A 26,743-nucleotide genomic window follows, 5' to 3' on the forward strand; every position below is an offset into this window, starting at 1 on the left:
GTGGACAGAGGGAAGGGGGATACCGGCTGGGACCGATCATGCCGGGCGGGCCGGTGGCCGGACAAGCCGCCCAGGGTGAACGTCCGAGGGGAGGCGTCCGGTTCCGACGCGCCCCGGGGCCGGGGAGGGGACGGCACAATTGTGCGGCCGCGCCGCCGTCCATCGACCAGAATGGTCCGGTGCACTACGGCATCCTCGGTACCACCACGGCCCACCACGACGACGGCACGCCGGTCCCGCTCGGCGGGGCCCGGCTGCGGGCGCTGCTCACCGCGCTGGCCCTGCGGCAGGGCCGGCCGGTCCCGGCCGACCTGCTGGTGGACGAGGTGTGGGACGCCGAGCCACCGCAGGACTCCTCCGCGGCCCTGCAGACCCTGGTCGGCCGGCTGCGCCGCACCATCGGCCGGGAGCGGGTCGGCTCCGGGCCGGCCGGGTACTGGCTGGCCGAGCCGGCCACCGACCTCGCCGACTTCCAGCGGCTGAGCACCGAGGGCCGGCACGCCCTCGACGCCGGTGACAGCGCGCTGGCCGCCGAGCGGCTGCGCGCCGCCCTGGCGCTGTGGCGCGGTCCCGCGCTCGCCGATCTGCCCGACCGCGCCGCCGCGGCCGCCCGGCTGGAGGCCCAGCGGGACGAGGCCCGCCGGCACCGGATAACCGCGGACCTCGGCCTGGGCCGGGCCGCCGAGCTGGTCGCCGAACTGGCCGAGCTCTGCGAACGGCAGCCGCTGGACGAGCCCTTGCAGCTGCTGATGCTGCGGGCGCTGCACGGGAGCGGCCGTACCGCCGAGGCGCTGCGCCACTACGAGCGCACCCGGCGCGCCCTGGCGGACGAGCTCGGCGTCGACCCCGGCCGTCAACTCCGGGACTACTACGCCGAGTTGCTCAGCTCGGCCGAGCCGACCCCGACCCCGGCAGCGCCCCCGGTCGCCGCCCCGGTCCGACCGCACGAGCCGCAGCTCCTGGCCCCGGCGCCCCAACTCCCGCGCGCCACCGGGAACCTGCGCGGCCGGCTGACCAGCTTCGTCGGCCGGGAGGGCGATCTCACCGCCCTGCGCGGCCTGGTGGCGACGAGCCGGCTGGTCACCCTGACCGGTCCGGGCGGCTCCGGCAAGACCCGGCTGTCGGTCGAGGCCGGTCGCGCCGAACAGTCCGCCGGGCACTGGCCGGACGGCGTCTGGCTGGCCGAACTCGCCCCGCTGGAGAGCCCGGAGGCCGTTCCGGCCGCCGTGGTCTCCGCGCTCGGGATGCGCGAGATCGTGCTGCACGCCAGCAGCATGGTCGCCGAGGTGATGGAGAAGCGCGCCCAGGACCCGGTGCGCCGGCTGGTCGAGTACTGCGGCCAGCGCCGGATGCTGCTGGTCCTGGACAACTGTGAGCACCTGATCCAGGCCGCCGCCGATCTGGTGGACACGCTGCTCGCCGAGTGCCCCGGGCTGACCGTGGTCGCCACCAGCCGTGAGCCGCTCGGCGTCCCCGGGGAGACCGTCGTGCCGGTCGAGCCGCTGCCCGACCCGGTGGCGCTGCGGCTGCTCACCGAGCGGGCGGCGGCCGCCCGTCCGGGCTTCGACCCGCAGAGCGACCCGGAGGCCTGCGCCGAGATCTGCCGTCGGCTGGACGGCCTGCCGCTGGCCATCGAACTGGCCGCCGCCCGGCTGCGGGTGATGACGGCCCGGCAGATCGCCGACCGCCTGGACGGCCGCTTCGCCCTGCTCACGGCCGGCAGCCGCACCCTGCTGCCGCGCCAGCAGACGCTGCGCGCGGTGGTCGACTGGAGCTGGGAGCTGCTGGGCAAGCGGGAGCGGGCGGTGCTGCGCCGGCTCTCGGTGTTCGCGGGCGGCTGGCAGCTGGAGGACGCCGAGCCGATCTGCGCCGACGGCACCGAGGTGGTCGCCGTGGAGGTCGCCGACCTGCTGCTCTCCCTGGTCGACAAGTCCCTGCTGGTGGCCGATCTGGCCGACGACGGCGTCCAGCCGCGCTACCGGATGCTGGAGACCATCCACGAGTACGCCACCGAGCGGCTCGCCGAGTCCGCCGCCGAGCGCGACGCCACCGGCGCCCGCCACCTGGCGCACTTCCGCGCGCTGGTCGCCACCGCCGACCAGAACATCCACGGCCCGCGGCAGCTGCACTGGCTGACGGTGCTGGACCGGGAGCAGGACAACATCCGGGCGGCGCTGCGCCGGGCGATCGACCTCGCGGACGAGCAGCAGGCGCTGGTCATCGCCGTCGGCCTGGGCTGGTACTGGTCGCTGCGCGGCTACAGCCTGGAGGCCCGCGGCTGGTACACCGCGATCGCCGCGCTCGGCCCGGACCCGTTCGGCCCGGACGCCCCGGCGCCGGTGCCGCTGGAGCACAACGTGCTCTCGTACGACCTGCCGATGCCCGACGGGGTGGTCGAGGAGGCCCGCCGGCTGGTCGCGATGTTCCTGCTGCTCGGGATGTTCGAGGGGAACCTGGACATCCTGGGCGACGCCGGTGCGGTCCGGACGGCGGAGCGGCTGCTGGACACCTACACCACCGAGCTGCCGCAGGCCTACCGGTTCCCGGCGCTGATGCGGGTGTTCGCGGCCTTCCTGGCCGGCCGCCTGGAGCTGATGAAGAGCCTGCTGGACGACGCGGTCCGGGGCTGCGAGCTGTACGGCGACCCGTACGACCTGGCGTTCGCCCTCCAGGTCCGGGCCAGGATGCTGAACGACTGGCCGGACGGCGAGGAGCAGGGCGTCCGGGACGGTCTGCGCGCCCTGGAGCTGTTCGAGGAGGCCGGTGACCTCTGGGGGGTGTCCCAGGCGCTGGCGGTGCGCGGTGAGTCGCTGGCCATCCGGGGTGACTCCCGGGGCGCCGCCGACGCGTACGAGCGGGCGATCCGGCTGGCCGAGGAGCTGGGCGCGCCGCACGAGGTGCCGATGCTGCGGGTGAGCCTGGGCAGCGCCCTGCTGGAGCAGGACACGGAGCGCGGGGAGCGGATCGTCCGGGAGGCGCTGGCCGCCATCGACGGCACGGGCCTCAACGAGTCCACCACCGGTGCCCTGCTGATCGGCCACCTGACGCTCAGCGGCCTCCACGCCCAGCGCGGCGACTTCCAGCAGGCCCTGGACGGGCTGGACGCGCTGGAGGGGGTCGGCATGGGCGGCTTCATGCCGGGTGTCGTGGGCGGGCTGCTGGTCAGCACCCGGGGCTGGATCACGGCTCGGGCCGGGGATCCGGACGCGGGGCTCGCCCTGCTGTGCGAGGGTCGTCGGATGCTCCTCTCGGTGACCATGGCGGCCGGTTTCGCCGAGCAGATGACGGTCATGGTGGTGCCGGCCGTGATCGGCGTGCTGCGCTCCTTCGCGGAGCGGGACGGCGACCTGGAGCGGGCCCGGCGGGCGGTGGTGCTGCTCGGCGCGCACAAGGGGCTGAACGGTCCCAAGGGCGGCTACCTGGACAAGGTGGAGCGGGAGCGGTCGTCCGCCGCCCTGCGGGGGCTGCTGGGCGACGCCGCGTACGAGGCGGCGTACGCCGTGGGCGAGGCGATGGCTCCGGAGCAGACCCAGGCGATGCTGTCCGAGCTGCTCGCCTGAGACGCCCGGAGGGCGGTCGCCCGGTGCCCGTCCCCTGGTCACCGGCCGACCGCCCGTTCGTCCCGGGCGGCGTCCTGTCCACGGTCGCCGCCCGGCCCTCGTCCCCGGCCCGCTCAGGTCCGCTTGCGGAAGCGGGCCACCGCGAGCGGGGCGAAGATCGCGGTCGAGGCGGCGGACCAGATCAGCACGATCATCACCGGGTGGGCCACCGCCCCCTCCCCGTTGAGCAGCGCACGGGAGGCGTCGGCCAGTGCGGACAGCGGGTTGACCTTGGTGAAGGCCTGGAGCCAGCCCGGCATGGTGCTGGTCGGGGCGAAGATCGAGCTGCCGAACTGCATCGGCATCAGGACCAGCATGGAGACGCCCTGGACGGCCTGGGCGCTCTTCATCGACATGCCCAGCAGCATCGAGATCCAGACGATCGACATGCCGAACACCAGCGACAGGCCGACCGCGGCCAGCAGCTCCGGAACGCCGGTCCTGAGCTCGAAGCCGAGGATGAAGGCGAAGGTCAGCAGGATCAGCGAGGAGAGCAGGGCCCGCAGCGTCTCCGCCACGATCTTGGAGAGCAGGACGGAGGCCCGGCCGATCGGCAGGGTCCGGAAGCGGTCCATCACCCCGCTCTGGAAGTCGGTGTTCAGGCCGGTGCCGACGGCCAGCGCCAGCGTCATGCCGGTCTGTCCGAGCAGCCCGGGGATCATGAACTGCTTGTACTTGTCCTGGTCGCCGCCCATCATGGCGCCGCCGAAGACGTAGACGAACAGCACGGTGAAGACGATCGGCATCAGCACGGCGTCGAACATCGACTCCGGGTCGGCCTTGATCCGCATCAGGTTGCGGCGGGTCAGTGCGCCGATGTGGCGCAGGGTGGCGGCCGGGCCGATCCGGGTCTCGTCGGCCGCCGGGTCCCGGAGCGCGGCGGGGGTGAGGGTGGCGGTGGTCATGCGACGGGCTCCTTGACGAGGGCGTCGGCGGCCGCGGCGGTCGCGTCGGCGGCGGGCTTGCCGGTGATGGCGAGGAAGACCTCGTCCAGGCTGGGGACCTTGGTGTCGATGCCGGCGATCGCGAAGCCGCGGCCGCCGAGCACCCCGATCACGGCGGTGAGCTGCTCCTCGCCGGTGAGCGGCACCGCGAGCAGGCCGTCGTCGGGGGAGAAGGTGGCGGAGGCGACGCCGTTCTCGTGCAGGCAGCGGGCCATCTCCGGCAGTTCGGCCGGGTGGGCGGGGCGGACCTGGAGGATCTGGCCGCCGACCTTGGCCTTGAGCTCGGCTACGCCGCCGGCGGCGATCACCTTGCCCCGGTCGATGACGGTCAGCTCGTCGGCGAGCTGCTCGGCCTCCTCCATGTACTGGGTGGTCAGCAGCACGGTGCTGCCCTCGGCGACCATCCGCTGCACCTCGTCCCAGACCTCGTTGCGGGTGCGCGGGTCCAGGCCGGTGGTGGGCTCGTCCAGGTAGAGCACCCGGGGGCGGCCCATCATGCTGGCGGCCAGGTCGAGGCGCCGGCGCATGCCGCCGGAGTAGGTCTTGGCGATCCGCTTGGCGGCGTCGGTGAGCGAGAAGCGCTCCAGCAGCTCGGCGGCCCGGGCCTTGGCCTCCCGGCTGGGGAGGTCGAGCAGCCGGCCGATCAGGTAGAGGTTCTCGTAGCCGGAGAGCAGCTCGTCCACGGAGGCGTACTGGCCGGTCAGGCCGATGGTGCGACGCAGTTGCTTGGGCTGGCGCAGGACGTCGTAGCCGCCGACGAACGCGCTGCCGGCGTCCGGCTTGATCAGCGTGGAGAGGACCCGCACCAGGGTGGTCTTGCCGGCGCCGTTGGGGCCGAGCAGGGCGAGGACGGTGCCTTCGCGGACGGTGAGGTCGACGCCGTCGAGGGCCTTGGTGGTGCCGAAGTGCTTGACGATGCCGTGGACCTCGACGGCGTTCCCGGCTGTTCCCCGCGTGTTCGGGGCGGTCGCGATTCCTGTCATGCCCCCAGGTTGTCCGCCCCGGCTGTCAGCCCCCTGTCGCCCGCCCGCCCCGGCTGTCAGCCCGCTGTCACGGCCCTCGGCGGCATGACAGCGCCCCTGCTCCGAGCGGCTCGGAGCAGGGGCGGGGGAGCCGTCCGTCAGTGGAAGCTGTGCTCCGCGGCCGGGAAGGCCCCGGTACGGACCTCCTCGGCGAACTCGCGGGCGGCGTCGCCGAGGACGCCGCGCAGGTTCGCGTACTTCTTGACGAACTTGGGCACCCGGCCCGCGGTCATGCCGGCCATGTCGGTCCAGACCAGCACCTGGGCGTCGGTCTCCGGGCCGCCGCCGATGCCGACGGTGGGGATCGCCAGCTGCTCGGTGACCTGGGCGGCCAGCTCGGCCGGGACGGCCTCCAGCACCACGGAGAAGGCGCCGGACTGCTGGACGGCCTTGGCGTCGCGGAGCAGCTGGTGGGCGGCCTCGTCGCCGCGGCCCTGGACGGGGTAGCCGCCGAGGGCGTGCACCGACTGCGGGGTGAGGCCGATGTGGGCCATCACCGGGACGCCGGCCTCGACCAGCAGCTCGATGGAGCGGGCGCTGCGCTCGCCGCCCTCCAGCTTGACCGCGCCGACCCCGGCCTCCTTCATCAGCCGGGCCGCGTTGTGCATGGCCTGGGCGGGCGACTCCTGGTAGGAGCCGAACGGCAGGTCGGCGACGATCATGGCGCGCTGGGTGCCGCGGACGACGGCGGCGGAGAGCATCACCATCTGATCCATGGTCACCGGCACGGTGGTCTCGTAGCCGAGGTGGCAGTTGCCGGCCGAGTCGCCGACGAGCAGGACGGGGATCCCGGCCTCGTCGAACACGCCCGCGGTGAGGGCGTCGTAGGCGGTGAGCATCGCCCACCTCTCGCCGCGCTGCTTGGCGGTGGCGAGGTCGCGGACGGTGACGCGGCGGTTGGTGACCCCGCCGTAGAGGCCGGCGGTCGACGCCTGGTTCTGGGCAGGCGAAGGCGAAGAAGCGTTCATCGAACGGACTCCTGAAGGGTTGTCGTCTCGTGGCGCCGTACGGCGTCCCCGGATCACCTCCATGCTTGCACGCCCCGGCGTGAGCGCAAAGAGGGGTGCGGTCGGCAGGGTGCGATCCACGCCACACCGGCCCCTCGCGTCCCTCGGACTTTGCTTCCATTTTACGAAACGGACTCGTCTCGTATCGTATTGGCCGCTACTCTGGTCCAGGGGGTTACGAGACGCAAGCGGCTCGCAAATGCCCGCCAGTGCCACGCCAACACGGACGGGAAGACCAATGACCACCGCAGCCGCGCCACCCCGCGTGCCGGAAGCCATCCACCGCCGGCGCTGGGCGATCCTGGGCACCCTGGTGCTCGCCCTGCTCGTCGTCGTGCTCGACAACTCGATCCTCAACGTCGCGATGAAGACCATCGCGACCCCCGCCCCGGTCGGACTGGGCGCCACCCAGAGCGACCTGGAATGGGCGATCAACTCGTACACCCTGGTGTTCGCCGGGCTGCTCTTCACCTCGGGCCTGCTCGGCGACCGCTTCGGCCGCAAGCGCGCCCTGCTCGGCGGCATGGTGGTCTTCGGGATCGCCTCGCTGCTGTCCTCGATGGCCGCCTCGCCCGGCGAGCTGATCGGCTACCGCGCCCTGATGGGCGTCGGCGGCGCCCTCGCGATGCCCGCCACGCTGGCGATCATCATGAACGTCTTCGAGCGCGAGGAGCAGCCCAAGGCGATCGGCATCTGGGCCGGCGCGGTCGGCCTGGCCATCGCCATCGGCCCGATCACCGGCGGCGTGCTGATCGAGCACTTCTGGTGGGGCTCGGTCTTCCTGGTCAACGTGCCGATCGTGATCGTCGCGCTGATCGCGATGGCCGTCCTGGTCCCCGAGTCCAAGGACCCGAACCCGGGCCGGATGGACCCGGTCGGCGTGCTGCTGTCGGTCATCGGCCTGGTCGCGCTGATCTACGGCATCATCAAGGGCGGCGAGCTGGCCGACTTCACCGCGTTCGCGGCCTGGGGCCCGACCCTGCTGGGCGTGCTCGCGCTGGCCGCCTTCGTCTGGTTCGAGCGCCGCACGCAGTTCCCCGCGCTGGACGTCACCTGGTTCCGCAACAAGGTGTTCAGCGCCTCGGTGGTGGTCGTCGCGGTGATCTTCTTCGCGCTGATGGGCGTCTCCTTCTTCGGCGTCTTCTACACCCAGAGCGTGCGCGGCTACAGCGCCCTCCAGGCCGGCGTGCTGATGCTCCCGCTGGCCGCCGCCCAGCTGCTGTTCGCCCCCCGGGCCCGGCTGGTGGTCGACCGCCTCGGCGTCGCCGCCACGGCCGCGGGCGGCATGGTGCTGGTCGCGCTCGGCTTCCTCGGCTACACCGTGCTGACCGCGACGACCCCGATCTGGGTGCTGGTCGTGCTCGGACTGGTGATGGGCGCCGGGATGGCCCACGTCATGCCGCCGGTCACCGTCGCGATCATGGGCTCGCTGCCCCGGGAGAAGGCCGGCGCCGGCTCGGCCGTCAACAACACCTTCCGCCAGGTCGGCGGCTCGCTCGGGGTCGCCGTGCTCGGCGCGGTGCTCTCCACCGTCTACCGCGACGGGATGACCGGCCCGCTGCACCAGCTGCCCCAGGCCGTGCAGGAGAAGGCCGGGGCCAACCTGGACCGGGCCGCCGAGTCGCTGGAGTCCACCCGGGCCTTCGTCGAGCACGTCCCCGGCGGCCTGGCCGACGGGCTGATCGGCCCGGCGAACGACGCCTTCATCCACGCCATGCACGTGGTGGCCTCGCTCTCGGTCGGCATCTCGCTGGTCGGCGCGCTGGTCGCCTGGTTCCTCCTCCCGCGCCGCACCGCCGCCCCCGCGGGTGTCCCCGGCGGTCCGGGCGGGCAGGTTCCCGGGCAGCAGGACCAGCCCCGGGCGGCCGCGGCCGCCTGACCCGCGGACGGCTGAGCGACAATGGCCCTGCCGGTCGGTGCCCCCGACCGGCAGGGTCCAGGTCCTGGACGGGGTCGCCCGGCCCGGACCGACGGACCCACCGCGGCGCCCGCGCGCCCGGGACCAGCGAGCGAGAGGCAGCGGGGATGAGGACGGACACGCCGAGCGCCGACACCGGGCAGGCCTGCGCGGCGGTACGCCGCGGCCGGCCCCGCAGCGAGGCCGCCGAGCAGGCCATCTTCACCGCCGTCGAGGACCTGATGGCCGACGGCAAGGCGCTGTCCGAACTCACCATCGAGGGCATCGCCACCGCCGCCGGCGTCGGCAAGGCGACCATCTACCGGCGCTGGCCCAACAAGGAGGCCCTGCTGGTCGACCTGGTCAGCCGGCTGGAGGAGCCGATCCCGGCCCCCACCGGCGCCGGCGCCCGCGAGGACCTGATCGCGATGGTCGACTACATCCGCCGGCGGGGCCTGGCCAAGCGCACCCGCTGGGTGCTCAAGGCGACGCTCGGCCAGATGCAGGCCCTGCCGGAGCTGCACAACGCCTACCGGGAGCGGGTGATCAAGCCGCGCCGCGAGGTCGGGATCCTCGCGATCCGGCGGGCCGTCGCCGAGGGCCTGATCCGCGACGACCTCGACGTGGAGCTGCTCGGCGACCTGCTGATGGGGCCGATCCTCTACCGCAGTGTCCTCTCGGACGACACCGACCTGGAGGACCCGGACCTGTCCCGCCAGCTGGTCGACTCCGTGCTCGACGGCATCGCGCGGCGCTGAGGTTCACTCCTTCGTGTCCGACGTGGCCTGGCTCACCAAAGCGGGCCACGCCGGAACCCGCTCCCGGGGCCGCGCGTCTGTCCCGGCATAGGCTGAGCCGGGTCACCGATCAAACCGGCACCAGTCCGGCACCGCGCCCGTACCCCCACGGACCGGACGACGGACCGGCGACGGCACGAGCGACGGGAGCCACGGCATGGCGCAGGCGGACAGCACCGAACGGACCACGTCCCGTGGCGGTGCGGGCGCGGACGCCGGCCGCAGCGGCGGCTTCCTCGGCCTGCGGCACTGGGGCCGGGACGCCCGCGGCAGCGGCACCTGGCGGCGCGGACTGCTGATCGCCCTGCTGGCCCTGCTCACCGCCGTGCTGCTGGGCTTCCACGCCCGGGTGCCGAACAGCGTCGGCAACCTCGGCAGCCTGCTGGAGACCTTCCTGCCCTGGGTGGGGCTGGCGGTCCCGGTGCTGCTGGTGCCCGCGCTGCTGCGCCGCTCCGCCACCGCCCTGATCGCCCTGCTGGTGCCCGCCGTGCTGTGGGTCAACCTGTTCGGCGGGCTGCTGTCCGACAAGAGCGGCGGCAAGGGCGACTGGACGGTGGTCAGCCACAACGTCGCCGCGGGCAACACCGACGTGCCGGGCACCATCCGCGGCCTGGTGGCCTCGAACGCCCAGATCGTCGCCCTCCAGGAGCTGGCCGGCAGCCAGCTGCGGGAGTACGAGAGCGGGCTCGCCGCGGCGTACCCGTACCACTCCGTGGAGGGGACGGTCGGGCTCTGGTCGAAGTACCCGATCGACGGGGTCACCCCGGTGGACCTGAGGATGGGCTGGACCAGGGCGTTCCGGGCCCAGGTCACCACCCCGCAGGGCCCGCTCGCGGTGTACGTCGCCCACCTGCCGTCCGTCCGGCTCAAGGCCGAGGGCGGGTTCACCGTCCACCAGCGGGACATCAGCGCCCAGGCGCTCGGCGACGCCGTGCAGGCCGAGCCGGTGAAGAAGGTCCTGCTGCTCGGCGACCTCAACGGCACCATGAACGACCGCAGCCTGGCGCCGGTCACCTCGCAGATGCGCTCGGCCCAGGGCGCGGCCGGGGACGGCTTCGGGTTCAGCTGGCCCGCGGCGTTCCCGATGGCGCGGATCGACCAGATCATGAGCAAGGGCGGGCTCCGGCCGGTGGACTCCCGCACCCTGCCCCGGGACGGCAGCGACCACCTCGCGGTGGCCGCCGCCTTCACCTACAACTAGGGCGTGTCAGACACGCCCTAGCCGCCCGGTCAGCCGCGCCGCCAGCGGTTGGTGATCGGCAGCCGGCGGTCGCGGCCGAAGTTCTTCACCGAGGTCTTCGGGCCCGGCGGGTACTGGCGCCGCTTGTACTCGGCGGTGTCGACCAGCCGGACCACCCGGTCCACCACGGCCGGGTCGAAGCCCGCCGCGACGATCGCGTCCCGGCCCTCGTCGCCCTCGATGTAGCGCTCCAGCACGCTGTCCAGCAGGTCGTAGTCGGGCAGCGAGTCGGCGTCCACCTGGTCCGGCCGCAGTTCGGCGGACGGCGGCTTGCTGATGGTGTTCTCCGGGATCGGCGGCACCTCGCCGCGCCGCTCGGCCTCCTCGTTGCGCCAGCGGGCGAGGCGGAAGACCAGTGACTTGTAGACGTCCTTGATCGGGCCGTAGGCGCCCACCGAGTCGCCGTACAGGGTGGAGTAGCCGACCGCCAGCTCGCTCTTGTTGCCGGGCGCGAGCACGATGTGCCCCTCCTGGTTGGAGATCGCCATCAGCAGGGTGCCGCGCAGCCGGGACTGGAGGTTCTCCTCGGCCAGGCCGGTCAGCTCGGTGGCGCCCAGGTAGGCGTCGAACATCGGGGCGATGGAGACGGTCCGGAAGTGCAGCCCGGTGCGGCGGGCCAGTTCGGCCGCGTCGTCCCGGGAGTGCTGGGAGGAGTAGCGGCTGGGCATCGAGACGCAGTGCACGTGGTCGGCGCCGAGCGCGTCCACCGCGATCGCGGCCACCAGGGCCGAGTCGATGCCGCCGGAGAGGCCGATCAGCACCGAGCGGAAGCCGTTCTTGACCACGTACGCCCGGGTGCCGGAGACCAGCGCGGCCCAGATCTCGGCCTCGTCGGACAGCCGGGGCGCGATGTCGGCGGCGGGCCGGCCGGCGGGCACCGGGGCCGGCTCGTCGCTCAGTTCGGTGCGGACCAGGTGCAGCCCGTCGCTGAGCAGCAGGCCGTCGGTGTGGTCGCTGCCGGCGGCCGGCAGGTCGAGGTCCAGCAGCACCAGGTGTTCCTCGAACTGCGGTGCGCGGGCCAGGACTTCGCCGTCCGCGCCGACCACGATCGAGTCGCCGTCGAAGACCAGCTCGTCCTGGCCGCCGACCATGTTGACGTACGCCAGGGTGCAGCCCGCCTCGGCGGCGCGGCGCTGCACCAGCTCCAGCCGCTGGTCGTCCTTGTTCCGTTCGTACGGCGAGCCGTTGACGACCAGCAGCAGGCCGGCCCCGGCCTCGCGGGCGGCGGTGACCCGGCCGCCGTCCTGCCAGATGTCCTCGCAGATCGCCAGGGCGACGTCCACCCCGTGCAGCCGCAGCACCGGCAGCTGGTCGCCGGGGACGAACCAGCGGTACTCGTCGAACACGCCGTAGTTGGGCAGGTGGTGCTTGGCGAAGCGGGTGAGCACCTCGCCCCGGTGCAGCACCGCGGCGCAGTTCTGCGGCGACCCGGCGGGGCGGTTGAAGCGCGGCGAGGGGTGGTCGGAGCGCCCGAGGTAGCCGACCACCACCGGCACCTCGCCCAGCCCGTCGTCGGCCAGCCGGCCGGCCAGCTCCACCAAGGCGCCGCGCGAGGCCTCGACGAAGGAGCCGCGCAGTGCGAGGTCCTCGACCGGGTAGCCGGTCAGGGCCATCTCGGGGAACGCGACCAGCTGGGCACCGGCCTCCACGGCCTGCTTGGTCCAGCGCACCACCTCTTCGCTGTTGCGGGCGAGGTCACCGACCCAGGGGTCGATCTGGCTCAGGGCGAGACGGAGATTGGGCATGGTCCGAAGTCTAATCGTCTAACTGACGCAATGTCCCGTGGGGACGACTCCTCGGGGGGTCGGCCCTGCCGTGTCGCGCGGGGATCGGCCATGATGGGGGCAACCGCTCGACGAGGTCTTCCGGGTGCCTCCCGGGCGTAACACGAGCGTAAAGAGCAGAGGTGAGACTGTCCCCATGGGCAAGCAGCAGCAGTTCGTGCTTCGGACGCTCGAGGAGCGTGACATCCGGTTCGTCCGGCTGTGGTTCACCGATGTTCTCGGGTTCCTCAAGTCGGTGGCGGTGGCGCCGGCCGAGTTGGAGCAGGCCTTCGAGGAGGGCATCGGTTTCGACGGCTCGGCGATCGAGGGATTCGCCCGGGTGTACGAATCCGACATGATCGCCAAGCCGGATCCGACCACCTTCCAGATCCTGCCGTGGCGCTCGGAGACCCCGGGCACCGCGCGGATGTTCTGCGACATCCTGATGCCGGACGGCTCGCCCTCCTACGCCGACCCCAGGTTCGTGCTCAAGCGCACCCTGGAGAAGGCCTCCGACCAGGGCTTCACCTTCTACACCCACCCCGAGATCGAGTTCTTCCTGTTGAAGAACCTGCCCGGTGACGGCACCGCGCCGATCCCGGCCGACCAGTCCGGCTACTTCGACCACACCCCGCGCGGGGTGGGCCACGACTTCCGCCGACAGGCCATCACCATGCTGGAGTCGATGGGCATCTCGGTGGAGTTCTCGCACCACGAGGGCGCCCCCGGCCAGCAGGAGATCGACCTGCGCTACGCCGACGCGCTGTCCACCGCCGACAACATCATGACCTTCCGCCTGGTCATGAAGGAGGTCGCGCTGGAGCAGGGCGTGCACGCGAGCTTCATGCCCAAGCCGTTCTCCGAGCACCCCGGCAGCGGCATGCACACCCACCTCTCGCTCTTCGAGGGCGACCGCAACGCCTTCCACGAGTCCGGCGCCGAGTACCAGCTCTCCAAGGTCGGCCGCTCGTTCATCGCCGGCCTGCTGCGGCACGCCGCCGAGACGGCCGCCGTCACCAACCAGTGGGTGAACTCCTACAAGCGGATCTGGGGCGGCTCCCAGCGCACCGCCGGCGCCGGCGGCGAGGCCCCCTCGTACATCTGCTGGGGCCACAACAACCGCTCGGCGCTGATCCGGGTGCCGATGTACAAGCCGGGCAAGCAGGGCTCCACCCGGATCGAGGTCCGCTCCCTGGACACCGGCTGCAACCCGTACCTCGCCTACGCCGTGACCCTCGCGGCCGGCCTCAAGGGCATCGAGGAGGGTTACGAGCTCCCGCCCGGCGCCGACGACGACGTGTGGGCGCTGACCGACTCCGAGCGCCGCGCCCTCGGCATCCAGCCGATGCCGCAGAACCTCGGCGAGGCCATCGACCTGATGCAGCGCAGCGAGCTGGTCGCCGAGACCCTGGGCGAGCACGTCTTCGACTTCTTCCTGCGCAACAAGCGCCAGGAGTGGGAGGAGTACCGCTCCGAGGTGACCCCGTTCGAGCTGCGGAAGAACCTCCAGGTGCTCTGAGCAGGCGCTCCGAGCACCTGCGGTGAGCTGCGGCTCCGACCTCTTCCGGCCCCGCCGTCGCCCGCCCGGGCCGTGGCGGGGCCGTCGTCACGGGGGCGGTCCGCCCGGTGGTCACGCCCGGCGCGGGGCCGCCGGTGAGCGTAACCTGCCTGCGGGGGCGGGCCCCCTTGGCGGACGGGATGGAGGGGCCGATGGCGGTGGAGGAACAGCGGGCCGGGAGCCGGGTCAGCCGGCCCGAGATCAGGCTGGTCCGGCGCGGGTTCACCGATCCCGCGAAGGCGGTGCGGCTGCTGGACGGCCCCGGGCTGGAGGGCCTGGCCGACGACCCGGTGGTGCTGGACGCGCTCGGCGCCACCGCCGACCCCGACCTCGCGCTGCTGGGCCTGGCCCGGCTGGTGGAGGCCGCCGACGAGGCCGAGCGGCACACCCTGCGGGACACCCTCACCACCTCCAAGCCGCTGCGCGACCGGCTGCTCGGCGTGCTCGGCGTCTCCACCGCGCTCGCCGACCACCTGGCCCGGCACCCGCACGACTGGCACGCGCTGGTCACCTTCGAACTGCGCGACATGCACCCCGGTCCGGCGGACTTCCGCCGCGCCCTCGCCGAGGGCGTCGGGGGCGCGGGCCGCAGCCCCGAGAACGCCCTGCGGATCGCCTACCGGCGCTGCCTGCTGGCCATCGCCGCCCGCGACCTCACCGGCACCACCGACCTCGCCCAGACCGCCGCCGAACTCGCCGACCTGGCCGGCGCCACCCTCCAGACCGCCCTGGACCTCGCCGCCGAGCAGGACCCGGAGGCCGCCGCGGCCTGCCGGCTCGCGGTGATCGGGATGGGCAAGTGCGGCGGCCGCGAACTCAACTACGTCTCCGACGTGGACGTCATCTTCGTCGCCGAGCCGCGCGAGGGCGTGGACGAGCACGCGGCCGTCAAGGCCGCCACCCGGCTGGCCGCCGCGCTCACCCGGCTCTGCTCGGACACCACCGGCGAGGGCACCATCTGGCCGGTGGACGCCAACCTGCGCCCGGAGGGCCGCAACGGCCCGCTGGTGCGCACCCTGGCCAGCCACCTCGCCTACTACCAGCGGTGGGCCAAGACCTGGGAGTTCCAGGCCCTGCTCAAGGCCCGCCCGGTCGCCGGGGACGCCGAGCTCGGCGCCGCGTACGTCGAGGCGCTCGCCCCGATGGTCTGGCAGGCCGCCGCCCGGGAGAACTTCGTCACCGACGTCCAGCAGATGCGCCGCCGGGTGATCGACTCCATCCCGGCCCCCGAGGTCGACCGCCAGCTCAAGCTCGGCCCGGGCGGGCTGCGCGACGTCGAGTTCTCCGTCCAGCTGCTCCAGCTGGTGCACGGCCGCACCGACCCGGCGCTGCGCAGCGGCAACACCCTGGAGGCGCTGGCCGCGCTCTCCCGCGGCGGGTACGTCGGCCGGGCGGACGCCGCCTCGCTGGACACCGCGTACCGCTTCCTGCGCTCGCTGGAGCACCGCATCCAGTTGCACCGGCTGCGCCGCACCCACCTGATGCCCACCGCCGAGGCGGACCAGCGCCGGCTCGCCCGCTCGCTCGCCGCGCTGATCAACGACGACACCCGCTCCGACCCGGTGGCCGCGCTGCAGCGCGAGTGGAAGCGGCACGCGGTGGAGGTGCGGCGGCTGCACGAGAAGCTGTTCTACCGGCCGCTGCTCGACGCCGTCGCCGAACTGCCGCCCGGCGCGGCCGGGTTGACCCCGGAGGCGGCCCGGGCCCGGCTGGAGGCGCTCGGCTACACCGACCCGGCCGCCGCGCTGCGGCACATCAGCGCGCTCGCCTCCGGGGTCAGCCGCAAGGCCGCGATCCAGCGCACCCTGCTGCCGGTGCTGCTCGGCTGGTTCGCCGAGTCGGCCGACCCGGACGCCGGACTGCTCAATTTCCGCCAGGTCTCCGACGCGCTCGGCCGCACCCCCTGGTACCTGCGGCTGCTGCGGGACGAGAGCGCCGCCGCCGAGCAGCTCGCCCGGGTGCTGTCGGCCGGCCGGCTCGCCCCCGACCTGCTGCTGCGCGCCCCCGAGGCGGTGGCCATGCTGGGCGACCCGCAGGGCCCGGTGCCGCGCGGCCGGGCGGCGCTCCAGTCGGAGATACTGGCCGCCGTCGGCCGGGCCGGGTCCGCCGCCGCCGCTGTTGCCGCCGCCCGCTCGGTGCGCCGCCGGGAGCTGTTCCGGACGGCCGCCGCGGACGTGCTGGGCCGGCTCGGCGACGACCCGGCCGAGGCGCTGGACGTCGCGGGGGAGGCGCTGACCGCGCTCAACGCCGCCACCCTCCAGGGCGCGCTGCGCGCCTGCGTGGCCGGCTGGGAGGCCGAGCATGGGGACCTGCCGACCCGGATCGCGGTGATCGCGATGGGCCGCTTCGGCGGGCACGAGCTGGGCTACGGCTCGGACGCGGACGTGCTCTTCGTCCACGAGCCGCTGCTCGGCTCGCTGGAGCAGGACGCGGCCCGGGCGGCCCAGGCGGTCTGCAACGAGCTGCGCACCCTGCTGGCCGCGCCGTCCACCGAGCCGCCGCTGCTGGTCGACGCCGACCTGCGGCCGGAGGGGCGCAGCGGCCCGCTGGTGCGCACCCTGGCCTCGTACGCGGCGTACTACCGGCGCTGGTCGCACGCCTGGGAGAGCCAGGCGCTGCTGCGGGCCGAGCCGGTGGCCGGGGACGAGGAGCTGGGCGCGCGGTTCCGGCAGCTGATCGACCCGCTGCGCTACCCGGGGACCGGGGTGCCGGAGCGGGACCTGGTGGAGATCCGCCGGATCAAGGCGCGGATCGAGGCCGAGCGGCTGCCGCGCGGTGCCGACCCGACCACCCACACCAAGATCGGCCGGGGCGGGCTGGCGGACGTGGAGTGGACGGTGCAGCTGCTCCAGCTCCAGCACGGGCACGAGGTGCCGGGCCTGCGGACCACCCGGACCAGGGCCGCCCTGGCGGCGGCGGTCGGGGCCGGGCTGGTGGAGCCGGCCGACGCGGAGGTGCTGGAGGCGGCGTGGGTGCTGGCCTCCCGGGTGCGCTCCGCGGTGATGCTGGTGCGCGGGCGGCCGGGGGACAGCTTCCCCGGGGAGGCCCGGGAGCTGGCCGGGGTGGCCCGCTACCTCGGGTACGGCGCCGGGCACAGCGGGGAGCTGGTGGACGACTACCGGCGCACCACCCGGCGGGCCCGGGCGGTGGTGGACCGGCTGTTCTACGGGTCGGCCTGAGTCCGACCGGAGCGCGGGAGCCGACCGGAGCGCGCGAGGCCGGTCGGGAGGGGTCGGCGGGTACGCGAAAGGGGCCCCTGGATCAGGGGCCCCTCCTGGTGGCTCGTCCCTCGTCCCTCGGCCGTCGGCTAGGGCCTGTCCGGCGGATCTTGGCAGATCAGCGCGCGGCGTTGGGCGCCCGGCTGGGCGTGCGCCCGAGTCGGCCTCGTACTGGACGTACTTGGGCGATTCGGGCGTGCGTCCAGGCGGGATGCCCGGCGTCGCGCGCCTGGCAAGATCCGCCGGACAGGCCCTAGCGCCGTGCGCCGACCGCCGGCTCGCTCCACTGCTCCGGCACGGTGACCGGCTCCTCGGCCTGCTCCCGGGCGGGCACCCGCGGCAGCTTGTACACCCACTCGTGGTACAGCCAGCGGGCGGCCAGGAAGCCGACCGTCAGGCAGATCTCGCCGCCGACGGCGTCCATCCAGAAGTGGTTGGCGGTCGAGATGATGACCACCAGGGTGGCCGCCGGGTACATCAGTCCGAGCACCCGGACCCAGGTCCGGCGGGCCAGGAAGAAGATCGTCAGACCGCACCACATCGACCAGCCGATGTGCATCGAGGGCATCGCCGCGTACAGGTTGGAGACGTGCGCGGCGGGCCCGGAGGCGAACGAGCCCCAGGTGTGGTGGGCCTGCACGGTGTCGATGAAGCCGCCGTCGGTCATCAGCCGCGGCGGGGCCAGCGGGAAGAAGTAGAAGCCGACCAGGGCGATCCCGGTGGTGACGAACAGCACCGTGCGGGCGGCGACGTAGCGGCCGGGGTGGCTGCGGTAGAGCCAGACCAGCACACCGATGGTGATGATGAAGTGCAGGGTCGCGTAGTAGTAGTTCATCCCGGTGATGAGCCACCCGACGCTGTCCACGGCGTGGTTGATCGAGCGCTCGACCGCGATGCCGAGGTCCTTCTCCAGGTCCCAGATCCAGCGTGCGTGCTTCTGGGCTATCGCTTCCTGCTCCGGGACGGCGTTGCGCACGAGGGAGTAGAGCCAGTAGCTGATCCCGATCAGGGCGAGCTCGAACCAGATCCGCGGCCGGGCGGGTGAGCGCCGCTGGTCCCGGATGCGGCCGCGCAGGGCGGCGGTGCGGGACTGGGCGGCACGGGTGGCTCCTTCGGGCAGCCGGGCCGGGGTGGCCTCGGTCGCCTCGGAGCCGCCACCGCGGGCCGCGTCGGCGCGCCGGGCGTCGCCTCGCTGGATCTCGGTCGGTTCCCCCATGGACGAGAAGTCTGCCAGACCACTCGTAGCCGTCTGCTCATCCTCTGGAAGTGGATTCTTCACCGGCTGTCCCCCTCCAGGGGTAGGGGGCGGATCCCACCGGGGTAGGGGGTGCGGTCGGGTCTGGTGCTTACCGGTGGGACGGACATACGTCCCATTGTCACGCGCTCGGCCGTTCGAGCGTAACCGGGGTGGCCGGGCGGGCCGGTGGCCTGGAATTTCCCGGGACGAAACGCTTTCTGCATCTTGCTGAAACGGATTGCAGGCCGCTAGCTTCCTGGGAAATCGATCGCCCCTTCCCCTAAGGGAGCCCCTCAGTGGCCGATACGCCGCTCCGCCCCCGACGGAGCAGTCCTCCCCGCGGACCCGCCCGCAGACCCGGCCGCACGGCCGTCCTGCTGGCCGCCGCGCTGACCGCCGCCACCCTCGGCGGTGCCCCCGCGGCCCTCGCCGCGGCTCCGCCGCCCCCGCCCTCGGACGCCGCCCTGGCGGCCACCGCCGGACGGCACGACCTCACCCGCGAGCAGTTCTACTTCGTCCTGCCCGACCGCTTCGCCAACGGCGACACCGCCAACGACACCGGGGGCATCACCGGCGGACGGCTGGACAACGGCCTCGACCCGACCGACAAGGGCTTCTACCACGGCGGCGACCTGGCCGGCCTGATCCAGAAGCTCGACTACGTCCAGAACCTCGGCACCACCGCGATCTGGCTGGCCCCGATCTTCAAGAACAAGCCGGTGCAGGGCAGCGGGGCCGACGCCTCGGCCGGCTACCACGGCTACTGGATCACCGACTTCACCCAGGTCGACCCGCACTTCGGCACCAACGACCAGCTCAAGGAACTGATAGCCAAGGCGCACGCGCGCGGCATCAAGGTCTTCTTCGACGTCATCACCAACCACACCGCCGACGTCATCGACGACGCGGAGCAGCAGCACTCCTACCGCTCCACCGGCGCCTACCCGACCCTCGACGCGGACGGCAACCCGGTCGACGAGACCGCGATCGCCGCCGCGGGCGCCCCCTGGCCGAAGATCACCAAGGACTCCTTCCCCTACACCCCGGTCTTCCGCAAGCCCGCGGACGCCACCGCCAAGACCCCGTCCTGGCTCAACGACCCGGCGCTCTACCACAACCGGGGCGACTCGACCTTCGTCGGAGAGTCCGCCACCGAGGGCGACTTCAACGGCCTGGACGACCTGGACACCCAGAACCCCCGGGTGGTCAAGGGCTTCGAGCAGGTCTACCAGCAGTGGGTCAAGGACGCCGGGGTGGACGGCTTCCGGATCGACACCGTCAAGCACGTCGACATGGCCTTCTGGCAGCAATGGGCGCCCGCGCTCAAGGACTTCGCCACCAAGCAGGGCAACCGGAAGTTCTTCATGTTCGGCGAGGTCTACTCCGGCGACCCGGCCGTCACCTCGCCCTACGTCACCAAGGGCAAGCTCCAGGCCACCCTGGACTTCCCGTTCCAGGGCGCGGCCCGCTCGTACGTCTCCCAGGGCGGCTCGGCGCGCGACCTCGCCGACGTCTACGGCCAGGACTACCGCTACACCGGCGCCGACACCGACGCCTACGAGCTGCCGACCTTCCTCGGCAACCACGACATGGGCCGCTTCGGCTCCTTCCTGCTCGCCGACAACCCGGGCGCCGACGACGCCACCCTGCTCAAGAAGGACCGGCTCGGCAACGAGCTGCAGTTCCTCACCCGCGGCCAGCCCGTCGTCTACTACGGCGACGAGCAGGGCTTCACCGGCGCGGGCGGCGACAAGGACGCCCGGCAGGACGTGTTCGCCTCGAAGACGCCCTCCTACAACGCCGACCGGGTGCTCGGCGGCCCCTCGGGGGCGGCCGACCGGTACGGGCAGGGCGGCGAGCTCTACCAGGGCATCGCCGGCCTGGCGAAGCTGCGCCGCGACAACCCGGCGCTCGCCGACGGGGCGCAGATCCAGCGCTACGCCGCCGACGGCCCGGGCGTGTACGCCTTCTCCCGGATCGACGCCGGGCAGCAGGTCGAGTACCTGGTGGCGGTCAACAACGCCACCGAGGCGAAGACCGTCACGCTGGACACCTTCTCCGCGGGGATGGGCTTCGACCCGGCCTACCCCGCGGCCGGACCGCGGCTCACCAGCGGCGCCGACCGCAAGGTGACCGTCACCGTTCCGGCGCTGTCCTCCGTCGTCCTCAAGGCCGGCGCCCGGCTCGCGCCGGTCGCCGCCGCGCCGCAGCTGTCGGTGCAACCGCCGGCGGACGGTTCGACCGGGCTCGTGACGATCGGGGCGAAGGCGGACGGCGGCGGCTTCAACCGCGTGACGTTCGCCGCGCAGACCGGCAACGGGCCGTGGCGGACGCTCGGCACCGCCGACACCGGGACGTCCGGCTCCGACGGCCGACGACTCTTCGCGGTGACCCAGGACCTGAGCGCCGCCGCCCCCGGCACGGTGGTGCGCTACAAGGCCGTCCTCCAGGACTCCAGCGGCCACCTGCGCTCCACCACCGCGAGCTTCACCACCGGCACCCCCGCTCCCCAGCCGGTGCCCACCGCCGGCGCCCGCCCGTACGCCGTCGTCCACTACAACCGGCCGGACGGCGACTACGACGGCTGGAACCTGTACGCCTGGGGCGACCTCGCCGACGGCGAGGGCACCACCTGGCCGGCCGGGCACCCCTTCACCGGGCGGGACGCGTACGGCGCCTTCGCCTACGTGCGGCTCAAGCCCGGCGCCTCGGACCTCGGCTTCGTCGTGGAGAAGAACGGCGTCAAGGACGTCGACGCCGACCGCCACCTCGACCTGGGCAGCGGCGGCGAGGTGTGGTTGAAGCAGGGCGACCCGACCGTCCGCACCACGAACCCCGGCCCGGCGAACACCCAGCCCGCGAACACCGCCGTCATCCACTACAACCGGGCCGACGGCACCTACGACGGCTGGGGCCTGCACGACTGGACCGGCGCCGCCGCCCCCACCGACTGGGGCAAGCCGCTGCTGCCGGTGCGCCGCGACGCCTTCGGCGCCGTCTTCGAGGTCCCGCTCGCCCCCGGGGCGACCAGCCTCAGCTACATCCTGCACAACGGCAACGACAAGGACCTGCCCGCCGACCAGTCGCTGGACTTCGCCGTCAACGGCAAGGAGGTGTGGATCCTCGGCGGCCGCGAGGGCTACCTGCTGCCGCAGAACCCGGCCGCCGCCTCGCAGTTGGACCTCGGCAGCGCCAAGGCCCAGTGGATCGACGCGCGGACCGTCGTCGTCCCGGCGAACTACGGCGCCACCGACCAGGCCCTGGCCGGCGGCACCAGCGCCCAGCTGGTCTACGACCCCGAGGGCGGCATCCGCGCCGACAAGGGCGTGCTGACCAAGCCCGGGAAGTGGATCCGCCTCACCCCCGTCGCGGGCGGGCTGACCGACGCCCAGAAGGCCGCGTACCCGCACCTGGCGGGCTACCGGGCCTTCACCGTGGACAAGCGGGACACCGCCCGCGTCCCGGCGGCGCTGCGCAGCCAGCTGCTGTTCACCGAACACCTGCCCAGCGGCGCCGTGCTGGCCGGCACCGGGGTGCAGACCCCCGGCGTACTGGACGACCTGTACGCCCGCCGCACCGGCAAGGTGGACTTCGGCCCGGCCCACTACGACGGCAAGGTCGCCCTCTCGCTCTGGGCGCCGACCGCCCAGCAGGTGTCCGTCCAGGTCTTCGACAGCGCCACCGGGGGCACCCCGAGGACGCTGCCGATGACGCTGGACGACGAGACCGGGGTGTGGGAAGTCGTCCGGGACCGCGAGGAGTTGGACGGCAAGTACTACCTGTACCAGGTGAAGGTCTGGGCGCCCTCGGTGCAGCAGGTGGTGGTCAACACCGTCACCGACCCGTACTCGGTGGCACTCTCCACCGACTCCCGGCGCAGCCTGGTCGCCGACCTGGACGCCAAGGAGCTCAAGCCGGCCGGCTGGGACGACCAGACCCGCCCGAAGGCCGTCCCGCCCGCGCAGCAGCAGATCCAGGAACTCCACGTCCGGGACTTCTCGGTGGAGGACACCACCGTCCCGGCCGCCGAGCGCGGCACCTACCTGGCCTTCACCGAGTCGAACTCGGCCGGGATGCAGCACCTGCGGGACCTCGCCAAGGCCGGGGTGACGACGGTGCACCTGCTGCCGACCTTCGACATCGCCACCATCCGGGAGAACCGGGCGGACCAGAAGCTCCCCGCCTGCGACCTCAAGTCCCTCCCCCCGGACGGCCCGAAGCAGCAGGAGTGCGTGGCGGCCGTGGCCGCCGACGACGCCTACAACTGGGGCTACGACCCGCTGCACTACAACGTGCCGGAGGGGTCCTACGCGACGGACCCGAACGGGACGGCCCGGACCGTGCAGTTCCGGCAGATGGTCCAGGCGCTGCACGCGGCCGGACTGCGGGTGGTGCTGGACGTGGTCTACAACCACACCGCCGCCGCCGGCCAGGCCGACCACTCGGTGCTCGACAAGGTGGTGCCCGGCTACTACCAGCGGCTGGACGCCGACGGCAAGGTGACGACGGACAGCTGCTGCGCCGACACCGCGCCCGAACACGCCATGATGAACCGGCTGGTGGTCGACTCGGTGACGCTGTGGGCCCGGGAGTACCAGGTCGACGGCTTCCGCTTCGACCTGATGGGCCTGGACCCGAAGTCCACCATGCTGGACGTCCAGGCGGCGCTGGGCAGGATGACGCCCGAGTCGGACGGCGTGGACGGCAGGAACGTCTTCCTCTACGGCGAGGGCTGGAACTTCGGCACCGTCGCGAACGACGCCCGGTTCCCGCAGGCCACCCAGGCCAACATGGCCGGCACCGGCATCGCCACCTTCGACGACCGGCTCCGCGACGCCGCCCGCGGCGGCAACTTCATGCTCGGCTCCGCGCCGCAGCAGGGCTTCGCCTCGGGCCTGTACACCGACCCCAACGGCTCGCCCGCGAACGGCAGCCCGCAGGAGCAGAAGGCCCGACTGCTGCACCAGATGGACCAGTTGAAGGTCGGCCTCACCGGCAACCTGGCCGGCTACTCCTTCACCGACAGCTCGGGGAAGACCGTCACCGGGGCCCAGGTCGACTACAACGGCGCCCCGACCGGGTACGCGGCGAAGCCGGGCGAGGCGGTGGAGTACGTGGACGCCCACGACAACACCGACCTGTTCGACGCGCTCGCGTACAAACTGCCGACCACCACCGCGCCCGCCGACCGGGCCCGGATGCAGGCGCTCGGGCTGTCGCTGACCGCGCTCACCCAGGGCGCGGGCTTCGCCCAGGCGGGCAGCGACCTGCTGCGCTCCAAGTCGCTGGACTCCAACTCCTACGACTCCGGGGACTGGTTCAACGCGATCCACTGGCCCGATCCCTTGACGGGGGCCTCGCAGGGCAACGGCTGGGGCCGCGGCCTGCCGCCGGCCAAGGACAACCAGGAGCTCTGGCCGACCGCGAAGTCCCTGCTGGCGAACCCGCGGCTGACCGTGGGGGCGGCCGACATCCGGGCGACCACCGCGCAGTTCCAGGAGTTCCTGCGGATCAAGCAGTCCTCGCCGCTGTTCTCGCTGCCGACCCTGGCCGACGTCCAGCAGCGGCTGTCGTACCCGCTCTCCGGCACGCCCGGTGAGACGCCCGGGGTGATCACCCTGCACCTGGACGGCACCGGGCTGGCGGGGGCGGCGAAGGGCATCACCGTCGTCGTCAACGCCACGCCCGCCACGCAGGCGCAGACCGTGGCCGCCGCGAAGGGGACGAGCCAGGCGCTGCACCCCGTCCAGGCGGGCGGGGTGGACCGGGTGGTGCAGCAGTCCGGCTTCGACGCGGCCACCGGCACGTTCACCGTGCCGGGTCGCACCGTGGCGGTGTTCGTGCAGGGCTGATCCCGCCGGCCCCGGCTCCCGGGCCCCGCACCGCCGTCCGGGCGGAGCGGGGCCCGGTTCCGTTCCGGCCGGGTGGTGCGGGGCCCGGTTCCGTTCCGGCCGGGGAATGGCCGGAAACCGGCGGTGGCACGGCCGGAAGTGTGACGTGCCGCCCCGGTGCGGCGCTGCCGGGCCCCGGTCGGGGCGGGCGCCGGCCCTGACCGCTGGTCAGTCACCTCCGGTGGTGATCGAACTTTGCCAAGGGCATGAAAACCGTGTTCAAGACTTCGTCATGCCGTAACACAACTGACTAAGCGTCGTGCATACGGTTTCGGTAATTAATCGGCCAATCGGTGGCATGCATCTGTCATTAACGGCGCGTTTGCTGCCACGATTCCTCCGGCTGCAGACGAGGGGGCCCCACCCCCCGGTGCGGCTGTCCGAGTTCAGGTGCAGCGCCTCCCGACCTTGCAACGAACCTGCACGACTTGCGAGCACCGCACCGCACCGCACTGCAACGCCGACGCACACGCAACGCCATGCACAGCACGGCAACCGCACCCCCGTTGCACCCGGCGGGGGCCCCCACTGCGCCGCAACCGCGGCCCAGGTTCTCTCCACCGTGCACGCCGGGTCGATCCACCCGGTCCGCCGGTCGGAAAAGGAGTCCGCATGTCACGTCACGCCCACGTCCGGAAGGCAGCGGTTGTCATGGCCGCCACCACCGCGCTGCTGGTCACCGGCATACCGGTGATCGCGCAGGCGGCCCCGGACGCGCCGACCGCCGTCGCCAACCAGCAGGCCAGCCGGGCCACGCTGATCGCCTCGGCGAACCAGCAGACCGCCTCCCTGGCCCAGGCGCTCGGCCTGGACGGCAAGGAGCAGCTGGTCACCAAGGACGTCGTCCAGGACGCCAACGGCGCTCGCCACCTGCGCTACGAGCGCACCTACGCCGGGCTCCCCGTCCTCGGCGGCGACCTGATCGTCCACCAGGACGCCACCGGCGCCACCAAGAGCGTGACCAAGGCCAGCGAGGCCAACCTCGCCGGCGTCGGCACCACCCCCGCGCTGGCCGCGCCGAAGGCCCAGGAGGCCGCGCTCGCCGCCGAGCAGGGCACCGTCGAGGGCGCGCCCCGGCTGGTCGTCTGGGCCGCCGACGGCACCCCGAAGCTCGCCTACGAGACCGTGGTCAACGGCCGCGAGTCGGACGGCACCCCGAGCAAGCTGCACGTCGTCACCGACGCCAAGACCGGTGCCGTGCTCAGCAAGGCCGACGGCATCAAGCGCGGCTCCGGCACCGGCGTCTTCGTCGGCACCGTCCCGCTGACCACCACCCAGAGCGGCTCCACCTACTCGCTCAAGGACGCCACCCGCGGCGGCCAGTACACCACCGACATGAAGAACGGCACCTCCGGCAACGGCACGCTGTTCTCCAAGTCCTCCGACACCTGGGGCAACGGCCAGGCCAGCAACCGCGAGTCGGCGGCCGTCGACGCCCAGTACGGTGCCGCCGTCACCTGGGACTTCTACAAGAACAACTTCGGCCGCAACGGCATCAAGAACGACGGCGTCGGCGCGATGAGCCGGGTGCACTACGACACCGGCTACGTCAACGCGTTCTGGGACGACGGCTGCTTCTGCATGACCTACGGCGACGGCAGCGGCGACACCCACCCGCTCACCGAACTCGACGTCTCCGGCCACGAGATGAGCCACGGCGTCACCTCGGCCACCGCCAACCTGAACTACTCGGGCGAGTCCGGCGGCCTCAACGAGGCGACCTCCGACATCATGGGCACCGGCGTCGAGTTCTACGCCAACCTGCCCGCCAACCCGCCGAACTACCTGATCGGCGAGCTGATCGACATCAACGGCAACGGCACGCCGCTGCGCTACATGGACAAGCCCTCCAAGGACGGCACCTCGGCCGACTCCTGGTACTCGGGCGTCGGCAACCTGGACGTGCACTACTCGTCCGGCGTGGCCAACCACTTCTTCTACCTGCTGTCCGAGGGCAGCGGCGCGAAGACCATCAACGGCTTCAACTACAACAGCCCGACGGTCAACAACATCACCGTCTCCGGCATCGGCCGCGACAAGGCGCTGCAGGTCTGGTACAAGGCGCTGACCGCCTACATGACCTCCACCACCGACTACGCCGCCGCCCGCACCGCGACCCTGAACGCGGCCACCGACCTGTACGGCGCCAACAGCGCCGAGTACAACGCGGTCGCCACCGCCTGGGCCGCCGTCAACGTCGGCTCGCTGCCCAATCCGGGCGGCGTCACCGTCACCAGCCCGGGCAACCAGTCCACCGCGGTGGGCGCCTCGGTCAACCTGCAGATCAAGGCCTCGGGCGGGACGGCGCCGCTGTCCTACTCGGCCACCGGGCTGCCGGCCGGCCTGGCCATCAACGCCAACACCGGTGCGATCACCGGCTCCCCGACCGCCGCGGGCAGCTCCAACGTGACGGTCACGGTGAAGGACTCGGCCGGCAAGTCCGGTACGGCCAGCTTCACCTGGACGGTCACCGGCGGTGGCGGCGGTTCCTGCACCCCGGCGCAGCTGCTCGGCAACCCGGGCTTCGAGACCGGGACGGCGTCGCCGTGGACGGCTTCGAGCGGTGTGAT

Annotated in this window: 13 protein-coding genes; 8 read left to right on the forward strand and 5 right to left on the reverse strand. The window is 72.9% G+C overall.

Translation table 11 applies throughout. The features are described from left to right. Window positions 1-179: 179 nt before the first annotated feature. Window positions 180-3,560, forward strand: a complete 3,381-nt coding sequence (locus ACFY2K_RS23120) for a BTAD domain-containing putative transcriptional regulator (protein WP_380527388.1) — start codon at window positions 180-182, stop codon at window positions 3,558-3,560. A gap of 113 nt (window positions 3,561-3,673) precedes the next feature. On the opposite strand, the gene ACFY2K_RS23125 is transcribed toward ACFY2K_RS23120, so the two are convergent. The 3 genes from ACFY2K_RS23125 to panB all read right to left on the reverse strand — a co-directional run bounded on the left by ACFY2K_RS23125 (window position 3,674) and on the right by panB (window position 6,533). Continuing rightward, window positions 3,674-4,504, reverse strand: coding sequence for an ABC transporter permease (locus tag ACFY2K_RS23125; protein WP_380527390.1), 831 nt, complete (start codon window positions 4,502-4,504; stop codon window positions 3,674-3,676). After that, on the reverse strand, window positions 4,501-5,526 hold the full coding sequence (locus ACFY2K_RS23130) for an ATP-binding cassette domain-containing protein (RefSeq protein ID WP_375892642.1): 1,026 nt from the start codon (window positions 5,524-5,526) through the stop codon (window positions 4,501-4,503). The genes ACFY2K_RS23125 and ACFY2K_RS23130 overlap by 4 nt, the downstream gene beginning before the upstream one ends. A 137-nt stretch (window positions 5,527-5,663) precedes the next feature. Continuing rightward, window positions 5,664-6,533: a 3-methyl-2-oxobutanoate hydroxymethyltransferase gene (panB, locus tag ACFY2K_RS23135; protein ID WP_380527392.1), complete on the reverse strand. Its 870-nt coding sequence runs from the start codon at window positions 6,531-6,533 to the stop codon at window positions 5,664-5,666. A 277-nt stretch (window positions 6,534-6,810) separates the two neighbouring features. Between panB and ACFY2K_RS23140 the strand changes: the two genes are divergently transcribed. The 3 genes from ACFY2K_RS23140 (at window position 6,811) to ACFY2K_RS23150 (ending at window position 10,467) form a co-directional block, all read left to right on the forward strand. Further along, a complete protein-coding gene (locus tag ACFY2K_RS23140) occupies window positions 6,811-8,451 on the forward strand; it encodes an MFS transporter (protein ID WP_380592562.1) in 1,641 nt (546 codons plus the stop codon). Window positions 8,452-8,597: 146 nt separating this feature from the next. Then, the gene (locus tag ACFY2K_RS23145; protein WP_375892637.1) at window positions 8,598-9,227 is read left to right on the forward strand and encodes a TetR/AcrR family transcriptional regulator; all 630 of its coding nucleotides are present in this window, start codon (window positions 8,598-8,600) and stop codon (window positions 9,225-9,227) included. Between the two features lie 196 nt (window positions 9,228-9,423). Continuing rightward, window positions 9,424-10,467 (forward strand): endonuclease/exonuclease/phosphatase family protein, encoded by a 1,044-nt coding sequence (locus ACFY2K_RS23150; protein ID WP_380592560.1) that lies wholly within the window; start codon window positions 9,424-9,426, stop codon window positions 10,465-10,467. 29 nt (window positions 10,468-10,496) lie between these two features. Here ACFY2K_RS23150 and ACFY2K_RS23155 read toward each other — a convergent pair whose 3' ends face one another. Then, window positions 10,497-12,251, reverse strand: a complete 1,755-nt coding sequence (locus tag ACFY2K_RS23155; RefSeq protein ID WP_380527398.1) for an NAD+ synthase — start codon at window positions 12,249-12,251, stop codon at window positions 10,497-10,499. 175 nt (window positions 12,252-12,426) lie between these two features. Between ACFY2K_RS23155 and glnA the strand changes: the two genes are divergently transcribed. Continuing rightward, the gene (gene glnA / locus ACFY2K_RS23160) at window positions 12,427-13,788 is read left to right on the forward strand and encodes a type I glutamate--ammonia ligase (RefSeq protein WP_375892633.1); all 1,362 of its coding nucleotides are present in this window, start codon (window positions 12,427-12,429) and stop codon (window positions 13,786-13,788) included. 191 nt (window positions 13,789-13,979) lie between these two features. Beyond that, entirely contained in the window at window positions 13,980-17,006 is a 3,027-nt protein-coding gene (locus tag ACFY2K_RS23165) for a bifunctional [glutamine synthetase] adenylyltransferase/[glutamine synthetase]-adenylyl-L-tyrosine phosphorylase (RefSeq protein ID WP_380644234.1), read from the forward strand. A gap of 292 nt (window positions 17,007-17,298) precedes the next feature. On the opposite strand, the gene ACFY2K_RS23170 is transcribed toward ACFY2K_RS23165, so the two are convergent. Then, window positions 17,299-18,261 carry a phosphatase PAP2 family protein gene (locus ACFY2K_RS23170; protein ID WP_380592556.1) on the reverse strand — a complete coding sequence of 321 codons (963 nt, stop codon included), beginning with the start codon at window positions 18,259-18,261 and terminating at the stop codon, window positions 17,299-17,301. A 317-nt stretch (window positions 18,262-18,578) separates the two neighbouring features. Here ACFY2K_RS23170 and pulA point away from each other — a divergent pair, with 317 nt between their 5' ends. Together pulA and ACFY2K_RS23180 are read left to right on the forward strand one after the other, a co-directional pair. Continuing rightward, window positions 18,579-24,134 carry a pullulanase-type alpha-1,6-glucosidase gene (gene pulA, locus ACFY2K_RS23175; protein ID WP_387713625.1) on the forward strand — a complete coding sequence of 1,852 codons (5,556 nt, stop codon included), beginning with the start codon at window positions 18,579-18,581 and terminating at the stop codon, window positions 24,132-24,134. Between the two features lie 651 nt (window positions 24,135-24,785). Then, the coding region (locus tag ACFY2K_RS23180; RefSeq protein WP_380592552.1) for a M4 family metallopeptidase at window positions 24,786-26,743 on the forward strand (1,958 nt) is incomplete at its 3' end.

It is taken from the genome of Kitasatospora sp. NPDC001309, from assembly GCF_042896295.1.
Lineage (GTDB): Bacteria > Actinomycetota > Actinomycetes > Streptomycetales > Streptomycetaceae > Kitasatospora.